The sequence below is a fragment of the Cellvibrio sp. genome (assembly GCF_053579595.1).
In genome coordinates this window covers 1-10,614 of the sequence record NZ_JBRFPI010000129.1, presented here as the reverse complement: position 1 = coordinate 10,614, position 10,614 = coordinate 1, and the positions used below count along the sequence as shown (strand labels likewise).

The following is a 10,614-nucleotide window of genomic DNA, read 5'->3' as shown; positions in this document are numbered from 1 at the left end:
TTCGGCGCAATTAGCCGGTGGTGGCGCATTGCCTGCGTGGCTGAGTTTTGATCCCGTTACTCGTACGTTTAGTGGCACACCGGCAAATAGTGATCTTGGTACTGTGTCTATTGACGTGATTGCCGATGATGGTAACGGTGGTACGGTGACCGATACTTTTAACATTGTCGTGAATGTTGTTAATAAAACCCCCACCATTGCCAATACGATTCCCGATCAGAATGCAACGGAAGATGCGGCGTTTAATTTTCAATTTGCAGCCAATACCTTTGCTGATGTGGATGCGGGCAATACGCTTACCTATTCTGCCCAACTTGCCGGTGGGGGCGCGCTGCCAGTCTGGTTAAGTTTTGATGCGGTGACACGTACCTTTAGTGGCACACCGCTGAATGCCAATGTAGGCACAGTATCGATTGATGTGATTGCCGATGACGGTAATGGTGGCACGGTCACCGATACTTTTTCGATTGTAATTGCCAATACCAACGATGCCCCCACGCTTGCCAATCCTATTGCTGATCAAAATGCGATTGAAAATTCGGCCTTTAATTTTCAATTCGCCGCCAATACGTTTAATGATCAGGATGTCGGTAATGTATTAACTTACAGTGCGCAATTGGCTGGTGGTGGTGCATTGCCTGTCTGGTTAAGTTTTGATTCCGCTACACGCACGTTTAGTGGAACTCCCACCAGCGCTAATATTGATTCAGTGTTGATAGAAGTGATTGCCAATGATGGTAATGGTGGCACCATCTCCGACACCTTTGGAATTGTGGTAACTAATCAACCGGTTAATGCACCGCCGGTATTGCAAAATACGATTGCTGACCAAACTGCCAGCGAAGATTCCCCATTTGGTTTTACAGTTGCCGCTAATACGTTTGTAGATGCTGAAGGCGATACGCTGAATTATTCTGCCCAATTATCCGGTGGCGGTGCATTACCATCCTGGTTACGTTTTGATGCAGCAACCCGCACGTTTAGTGGTACACCTACTAACGATGACATCGGCAATATTTCGGTGTTGGTCAGCGTGAGTGATGGCAATGGTGGTACTGCGAGCGATACTTTTATTATCGCTGTTAATAATACCAATGATGCGCCAGTGTTGGTGAACCCTCCTGCTAATCAATCAGCACAGGAAGATATTCCTTTCTCGGTCAGTTTCGGCAGCAATATGTTTGCCGATGTGGATGCCGATACCACGCTGATTTACAGCGCCCAACTTGCTAATGGTGATGCTTTACCAGACTGGTTGGTTTTTGATGCGACGACACTCAGTTTTAGCGGCACACCCACCAATAACGATACTGGAACTTTATCCATTCAGATTATTGCCAGTGATGGTCTTGTTAGTATCAACGCGCAATTTCAGTTAACGGTAATTCCGGTTAACGATGCACCTGTCACATCCGGATTGTCGCCCACCAATAATGTAGAAGATGCAGCGGGCGACACGGTGGATTTATTTGTCGCATTTAGCGATGCGGAAACTGCTGCGAATCAATTGCAATATTCAGTTGTCAGCAACTCCAATCCAACACTGGTCAGTGGCGCAACCATTGATGCAACTACTGGCAAATTGCAACTCAGCTATGGTGCAAATCAATTCGGCAGTGCCGATTTGGTTATTCGCGCGCAGGATGCTCAGGGTGCGAGTGTAGAAACGTCGCTACGGATTAATATCGAATCCGTCAACGACACGCCTGTCTCAACAGGTATTGCTGATCTGCGTGTGGCGGCTGGCGCTGCTCCGCAGCAAATGAATTTGCATAATGTGTTTAGCGATATCGAAGATGCTGCACAGCTGAAATATTCGCTGATGGCAAATTCCAATCCTGCCGTTGCTACCAACGTGCAAATTGATCCTGTCACTGAGATGATGACGCTGACGTTTTCATCCAGCACCGGCGGTGAATCTATCATCACGCTGCGCGCACTGGATACAGACAACGCTTGGGTAGAGACGCAGTTTAAAGTTACCGTCACTGCGGCTATTGCTCCACCGATAGTAGTGCCGCCTGTAACACCGGAAGACCCGGGCACTCTTCCTCCAGCAATCCCCCCTACAGTACCCCCTACAGTACCCCCTATAACACCGCCTACTGAGCCGCCAACAGTGGAGATCCCTGTCACCAATCCACCCGTAGACGGTGGCGCTCAGGTGATTGATCCGCTCTCACCCCCTAACTCGGATGGCACTACCAATACCAATGTGCCGGGCACGGGTGGATCAGGGAATACAATTATAAATAATAGTGATGGATCGGATTTTACCTATGTAAACGATTCTTCAAGCCGTGATTACGCCCGTGCTCTGGAGCTAATGAACTACGGGAACGTATCCATAAATCTGCTCACCGCTTCTACATCACTTGTAAGTCTGATTTCTCCTGATTCGGGATTTGCACCTTGGGAAGCAGAGGATTTTGATAATGAAGTGCGTCGTTTGCGCGCGCAAATGGATGAAACATTGGAAGAGGAACAGCACCGTAAAGCAGTTATTGCGGGGATAACTTTTTCTGTAACCACAGGTTTGTTAGTTTGGTCCTTACGCGCCAGCAGTTTACTGTTGACACTTATGTCGATGTTGCCACTTTGGCGAGATTTTGATCCGTTACCTATCTTGGATAACATGGATAAACGTAAGAAGGAGTTGGAGCAGCAACGGAAAGATAGAATTGAAGAAGATCGACACATCCGCGAAGTTGGTTATCTATTTGATCAAGGTAAGAAAAAATCAGATTGATCAGGGTTCCTGTGAACGGCTTAATAAATTTTTCATAAGTACCTCATATTGATATTTGTCAGAAGATTTTAACAAAAATAAATTTCAGGGCAATGAAATGGCGTTTCAGGGATTTGCCCCATAGACAGGATTGTTTTTTTAAGGTGGATCACTGTGAAACTACTGTGTGCAATATATTTCTTATTTCTAAGTGTTGTAGCTCATGCTCAAGAGCTGCGCATACAGAAGGCGATGGCTGGCGATGTTATTCATGCTTACTATAAGCAACTTTTAATAATGGCGCTTGAGAAAAATGCAAATGGAAGGGTAGTCCCTATATTAAAAGAGAATTCAACTTACGAGCAAGGCCGGGCCACTTCTCAAGTTCTTGAAGGGCAGCAATTAGATATTTTCTGGGTAGGTACAGATATCCAGCGAGAAACTGAATTGCGAGCAATTCGAATCCCATTGGATCGTGGTTTACTCGGTTTTAGGCGATTTATTATTCATAAAAGTATGCGAGCGCAATTCGATCAAGTTGAATCCATTGATGACTTAAAGAGCATGGTTGGTTGCCAAGGTTTAAACTGGCCTGACACATTAATTCTTCGCAATTCAGGGTTGCGAATTAAGGAGGTTGCTGGTTTCGAATCTTTATTTCAGTTAGTAGTGGCGAAGCGCTGTGATTATTTTCCTCGTGGTATTGCGGAAGCCAATATCGAAATTAGCGAGCGAGCTGAAAAGTATCCTGAGCTTATGGTGTATGAGTCATTGATCGTACACTATCCTTTCACGATTTATTTTTTCGTTAATAAGAAAAATGAGGAGCTTGCTCAATGGATTGAGCAAGGGCTTGAAAAGCTAATTAATTCCGGTGAATTTTATACCTATATGCAATCTCACCCATTCACTGCCTCGACTATACCTTTACCTACTGAGCAGTCAGTACGGTATCTCCGTTTACCAAATCCCTATTTGTCTGCAGACACTCCGGTTGACGATAGCAAATATTGGTTTTCCATTCCCAATTAACAGTCCATCTTCAGCCAAATTTGTTCATCCCTGTCCATCGTCCGAGTTGTTACGCATTTCTTGCTGCCCCTCGAAGAATTTTTATAAAAGAGGGGGGCGGATTGCAATGTTATCTCCGTCACATATCGGGCTGCAAATTCTAGATTTATGCGCCAGTCCGGAGGTGTTCCGCTTCCAATAAAACAAGTGGTTCCACTACGAGCCTAAAATCAAATGGGTAACAAATAACGAGGTTACATGTGAATACTTATAACAATGCTGCAAAAGCTTCCCGAAAATTCAAATTAAAAATTCTGAGCTCGGCGATCCTTATGGCTTTGGGTACCAATATGGTTTACGCCCAGAGCTCAGACACTGATATCACTGAAGAGGTGGTTGTTTATGGTATTGCCAATAGCCTGAAGTCGGCGGCAGATTTTAAACGTAATTCTGATGTCGTTGTTGATTCCATTACTGCGGAAGATATAGGTAAGTTTCCGGACGCGAATATAGCTGACTCCTTGCAGAGGGTACCCGGCGTTCAAATTTCTCGTGATCGTGGAGGAGAAGGCCGTTTTGTATCTGTTCGTGGTTTGGGTAGTCAATTTAATATGACTACTCTCAACAGTAGAACACTCGCAACTGATAACGCTGGGCGTGATTTCAGCTTTGACGTAATGCCATCAGAGCTTATTTCACAAGCTGACGTATATAAAACCTCCATGGCTTCTATTCAGGAGGGAAGTATTGGCGGTTTGATAAGTTTGAAAACCCGTAAGCCACTTGACACTCCTGGATTGCATGTAAATGGCTCTCTCGGTGGTTTATATGACGAAGGTACGGAACAATGGGGTGGTCAATCGTCCGTTGTTGTGTCGGATAGTTTCCATGATGACACGTTAGGTGTATCCCTCGGTGTTACCTATTCACAACGTGAATGGAAAGCGGACACTTATGAATTATTGTCTGCCAAAAAATATGTGAGTGTTCCAGCAAATACAGATGGTAATACTGAAGCAGTTAATGCGTGGATGCCTGATATCCCTTCCTTTCAACATAAATTTGGTGAGAGAGAACGAGTCGGTGTAGCAGGCGCAATTCAGTTTAAGCCTGATGATCGCATTGATACTACCGTTGATTTTTTCTATTCCAATTATAAAACTCCCGAAAGTTCTTACTCCTACAACATTAATTTTGGCACCTCTAGTGGAATCGCCGTTACTGATATAGCCCCTTGGAGTACACCATCTACAACTAATGATGGCGTATTGATTGATCACGTTGTTACTGGCTTCACTACCGAGAAATCTGATTTAGAAATTGGTAATGATACCCAGGAGCGTGAGACTGATACCTACATGATTGGCTGGAATACAATTTTTCAGGCAACGGATGATTTAAAGCTAGATTTTGATGTGGCTTACTCAAAAGCTGAACGTCCGAACGAAGGCGACAACTTATATACAGTTGCTGGTCTTACTCCGGTTTCATATACCTGGAATACTTCAAAATCGGGCGTGCCTAAATTAGGTTGCACGACTACGGATGGACGCAATTGCTGGGATGCTACCAATGATGATATTGGTATTCATTTTATGGAGCTTAAAGGAGAGCAAGTTTCTGATGAAGTGGTCTCATTGCGTTTTGATGGTGATTACGATTTTGACCTTTCAGGATTGGATTCAGTATTGGAATTTGGTGTCACCTTTTCTACCCGTGAAAAAGACAAGGATATTTATAAATCAGCAGATGGTTGTGCTTATTGTAAAAGTTATACACAGAAATTGGATCAAGTTGGCATTAACGCAGTATTGCCGGATCCAGTTCGTTACGACACCGGGAAAGACTCAGGTATAAGTTATTGGCCGGCGCTGGATCCTTACTCGCTGTTTGCTGCTGCGCGCGCATTTGACCGCCTTGAGCACCAGGAAGGTCGGTTTGAGGAAAAGCTAGCTCCGAGATTACAGGATCGAGAATCAACACTGATTGAGGAAGAAGTGTTGGGTGCTTATACGCAATTGAATTTAAAAAGCGATACTTGGAATGCAAATGCAGGCTTGCGTTGGGTGCAAACCGATACAACTTCCAGTGGGCATATTCAAGAGTTGGTTGCATTAGAAAAAATTTCAGGAAGTTCAAATTATAGTGGTACATATGGTGATTCTATTCCGGTCACCTTCGATAATACCTATGACAATTTATTACCCTCCGCCAGTTTCAATTATGAGTTTTCCGATAATGCGATATTACGTACGGCAGTATCGCAAACAATTACTCGCCCAACTATTTCCAATTTGGGTCCGGACTTGAAATGGGAAATTAACAGTGGCACACCGCGAGTTAATTTTGGTGGAAATCCCGAGCTCAAACCAATTGAATCCACAAACTATGACATGTCGTTCGAATGGTATGACGATAATGGGATGGCTGCATCAGCAGCAATCTATTACAAAGACATTAGCAACTGGATTTTCTGGGGCGGTGAGGAGGTAATTTATAACCTTACTGTTACAGAGGAAGGTGAACCGGCTATGCAGCAGGATGTAGCGTTTGCGGCTGGTAAACCCTTCAATGGTGATTCCGCCTCATTGACTGGTTTTGAGTTGGCATTTCAGCAAATATTTGCCAATGGTTTTGGTGTTCAGATGAACTACACCTATGCCGATACCGAATCAACCACCACTGTGGGTGATTTTAAGGTGGAAGGTGAATTGGATGGAGTTTCAAAAAATACCTATAACCTTGTCGGCTTCTATGAAAATGACAACTTCAGCACCCGCCTCAGTTATTCCTATCGTGATGATTATATTTCTGCCGCTCGTGGCGGCGATTGGGCTAACCCTAAGATGAATAGCGATTTTGCCACTCTTGATTTGAGCATGAGTTATAACATTAATGAAAATGTTTCTGTGTATTTGGAAGGACAAAATTTGCTAGAAGAATATGGCCAGACTTATTGGGGTGATACCAATGCTACTCATTATTACGAGCAGTATTATCGCCGCTTCGAAATAGGTGCTCGCTTTAAGTTTTAATTTAAGTATGAACTCAGAAAATTAAAAAATTAATGCTTATTATAAAATTGGAAATAATTATCATGAAAAATGTAAATTTTGTCTCAAAGGCAACTAACAAGTTGATCTTGTTATCAGGAGTGTTGAGTTTATTAATGCTCACCGCATGCGGTGGAGGTTCTGGTGGTGGATACAATGCAAGTGACAATGTGGATCGAGCACCTTATTTTTCTGTTGCAGGAAGCGCTGTAAAAAATGGTGCAAGTATCGATGCATCTAAAACCACAAAGATGCCAATTGAGCTATTTGATGATAAAGCGCTGAAGTCTTACCATGTCACTATTGATGGCGAGACGGTTGCACAAGGGGATATATCAGGTACCACAGCGGTAGTGGAAGTGGATCTGGCCGCATATAGTGGGGATCAAACTTATTCAGCCAAAGTGTTAGCAGTAGACTCATCCAATCATTCAACGGTGGCTTATTTTACATTGAACGTTAAAGAGTTTTATGAGCAACTTTCTTTGATTGGAAGCGCGACTCCTGCAGGTTGGGATACTTCTGCAGCAGTTAAAATGACGGTAGATCCGACTAACAACGCAATTTTTACTTGGACAGGTCCGTTAACGCCCGGAGAGTTTAAGATTTCCACGCAGGAAACTGTGAGCTGGGATTCTGGATATGACTGGATTCATCCTTTAACGAATGGCCAATCATTAGCCTCTTCTGATTATCAAGTTGTCGTATCTGGCGGCGCAGATAATAAATGGGTTATTCCTGAAGGGCAGGGTGGAACATACACGATCACCGTCAATCAAGTCGATAAACAAATTTGGATTGGAAAACCTCTGGCTCGATTGTATGTCGTGGGAAGCGCAACTCCCATTGGCTGGAACCTCGGCAACGCAATGCAATTTGAGCGTAACTCTGACAATATCGCAAAATTCACACTCACTCTAGCATTAGGTGCTGGTGAATTTAAAATTTCAGAGCAACGGGATTCTTGGGAGGTAGGCAATTGGATTTATGCGCCGACTGAGAGCGCTCCTTTTGTTATTGGTTCATCTAATTACGACCTTAGACTTAAAAGTGACCCAGATGCTAAATGGGTTGTTTCAGGTGCGCAAGCGGGAACTTATAAGTTAACAATTGATCTCGACGCAGGAACCATTCTTGCTGAGTTGCAATAGAAGTTAAATTAGCTAAACCCCTTTCCTACTGCAGTTAAAACTGCAGTAGGCTTTTAATCTCGACAATAATTAACTCCAATTTAAACGAATTAATATATGAATCCAGCGTCTCTGCTTTTAGTAATTATTGGATTTTTATCTTCTTTAGTCTGCAATGCTTTCGCAAATGAAATAATTCGTGTGAATACCGCAAGTGATGGCAACGGCCGATATGCTATGCAAATGCTCAATCTTGCTTTAAGTAAAATTGATACTAAATATGAATTAATAACGGACGAAAAGGTAATCACCCAGTCGAGAAATATTGAACTGGTTTCATCTGGTGGTTCGGATTTGCTTTGGGCTGCTACAAGCCAACAAATGGAAGATACGTTATTGCCAGTACGTATTCCTTTGTTTAAAGGTCTGCTTGGGCACAGAATATTTATTATCCGTAAAGGTGATCAGGCGAGATTCGACCAAATCAGCACAATTGAGGACTTGCGACAATTAACTTTTGGTCAAGGCAAAACATGGGCAGATACTGAGATACTCCGCAGTAATAACTTTAGAGTGGTGACTGCTAACAAATACCAGGGATTATTTTATATGTTGGACGGTTCCCGCTTTGACGCGTTTCCACGAGGTGTTCAAGAGCCTTGGCAAGAATTATTAGATAATTCGAATCTTCCACTTGTGGTGGAGGAAAAAATAATGTTGATCTATCGCATGCCATTTTATTTTTTCACCACGAAAAGCAATAAGAAATTGGCAGCTGATATTGAGTTGGGACTTAATCGCGCGATCACAGATAAGAGTTTTGATCAGGTGTTTTTTAATGACCCTATGATCAAGTCAGTCATTGAAAAAGCAAACTTGAAAGAGAGAAAAATATTTAAAATTAGCAATCCCGGCTTACCAAAAGAAACTCCTTTGGAACGAGAAGAGTTGTGGCTTGATATTGACTCATTAGGCTTTAAGGAAACACTTACTCCTAATAGCTTGGCTATACGTGCTGATTAAGTTTTATCTGATTAAAAGATACATGTGCGAATTATTGGACGTTTACGTTTCAAATAGGGTTCACTATGCATTAGAGCCTGTGGTATTGCGTTAATCTTTCGCTTCTAAGTGGATACTTAGGAGTCGTTTGTTCCTGTCATCTAAATTTTTCCTCGTTAATTAAGTTATCCGTATTGCCCTGATTGTTCATTTGTAATCAGGGCTTTTTTATTGATTTGAAAATCTCAAGGGGCGGAATTATAAGTTGATCCGTCTTACCAAGCGCCATATCTATCATGAATATCATTCTTACCAATTAAATAAACATCCACCTTCCCAGCTCTTGGGATACAGGAGGTAAATACATGATATCCAGAGGAGAGAGATGGGCTTGTTGTTGAAAAACGTCGTTTCACTTAAGGCGTATTTTCTTGCGCAATACCAGGTAACGTTTGAAAAGTTTGTGATTTAAATGTCACATTTTTTGGTCGATATGCATCGTAAAAATTAATAATCTTATATTAGGGGATCTTATGATAAAGCGGAATTTCAACCACTTACTAGCAGTAGTTTCTACAATGACGTTGGCAGCAGGTTCGCATGCTGTATACGCACAAAATGCATCAGGAGAGCTGGAGGAAGTGCTCGTTACCGGCTTCAAGGCGAGCTTGGAAAAAGCGCAAGTTTTGAAAAGGGAGAATACGTCTATTGTAGAAGCAGTTGTTGCTGAAGACATCGGCAAACTACCTGACTCCAGTATTGCAGAAACATTGGCACGATTGCCTGGCTTGGCGGGTGAACGTCGCAATGGACGTACAAGTGGCTTATCAGTGCGCGGCTTTAAGGAGGATTATGTAGGCACCACCATGAATGGCCGTGAGTTACTTGGGATTGGAGATAACCGCGGTGTAGAGTACGACTTATATCCTTCCGAAATTATCAGCGGCGCAGTCGTTTATAAATCACCTGATGCTTCACTATCCACTACCGGTATTGGTGGTACTGTCGATTTGCGCACTATTCGGCCGTTGGATTCCGCACCTGGTACAGCAATTTCTGCTACTTATGAATCTAACGATTTAAAATCAAATAATCCTGATTTTGATGATACCGGTCATCGCTATGCGTTGAGTTATTCAGATAAATTTGCAGACGACACAATTGGTGTTGCCGTAGCCGCTGCGAGTACATCATCACCCAGTCAAATTGAACAATCGAACGTTTGGGGTTATACACAAAACCCGGCTGCTGGTGGATCTTATACACCGGACGGCAATGATGTATTTGCAATTTCAAATGTATTAGAGCGCGATGCACTCACTGGTGTGCTCCAATTCAATCCGAATGATCAATGGGAGATTATCGTTGATGCGCTTTATATCGACTTCAAAGATGAGGGCGTGAAACGCGGATTTATTGAATCCATGCCATTTGCTTCGGCGGTAACAACTGTAGATGGTGTAGTAACTGCCGGTACAACAGGTGGCTATTCCCCGACGATGCGTACAGATCCTTCGAGTATTGAGGGTAAGCTCGACGCTTACGGTTTAAATGCGGCCTTTCACGTAAGTGATGAATTAACTCTTAAGTTGGATGTATCTCATAGTAAAACCACCAAAAATGACCTGCGTGCGGAAAGTTACGCGGGCATTGGGCGCGCCGGTACTATTGCTGACAGTGAATTAAATAT

Annotated in this window: 6 protein-coding genes; all 6 read left to right on the top strand. The window is 43.0% G+C overall.

What is annotated here, in order from left to right:
- Positions 1 to 2,749, top strand: a 2,749-nt coding sequence (locus tag ACWA6V_RS09940; RefSeq protein ID WP_449522340.1) for a putative Ig domain-containing protein, incomplete at its 5' end; no start/stop codon positions are given.
- Between the two features lie 153 nt (positions 2,750 to 2,902).
- Positions 2,903 to 3,760: a type 2 periplasmic-binding domain-containing protein gene (locus ACWA6V_RS09935; RefSeq protein WP_331351398.1), complete on the top strand. Its 858-nt coding sequence runs from the start codon at positions 2,903 to 2,905 to the stop codon at positions 3,758 to 3,760.
- A gap of 239 nt (positions 3,761 to 3,999) precedes the next feature.
- Positions 4,000 to 6,774: a TonB-dependent receptor gene (locus tag ACWA6V_RS09930; RefSeq protein ID WP_449522339.1), complete on the top strand. Its 2,775-nt coding sequence runs from the start codon at positions 4,000 to 4,002 to the stop codon at positions 6,772 to 6,774.
- 62 nt (positions 6,775 to 6,836) lie between these two features.
- Positions 6,837 to 7,943, top strand: coding sequence for a SusF/SusE family outer membrane protein (locus tag ACWA6V_RS09925; RefSeq protein WP_449522338.1), 1,107 nt, complete (start codon positions 6,837 to 6,839; stop codon positions 7,941 to 7,943).
- Positions 7,944 to 8,039: 96 nt separating this feature from the next.
- Positions 8,040 to 8,945 carry a diguanylate cyclase gene (locus tag ACWA6V_RS09920; RefSeq protein ID WP_449522337.1) on the top strand — a complete coding sequence of 302 codons (906 nt, stop codon included), beginning with the start codon at positions 8,040 to 8,042 and terminating at the stop codon, positions 8,943 to 8,945.
- Between the two features lie 557 nt (positions 8,946 to 9,502).
- A partial coding sequence (locus tag ACWA6V_RS09915; protein ID WP_449522336.1) for a TonB-dependent receptor plug domain-containing protein occupies positions 9,503 to 10,614 on the top strand: 1,112 nt, incomplete at its 3' end.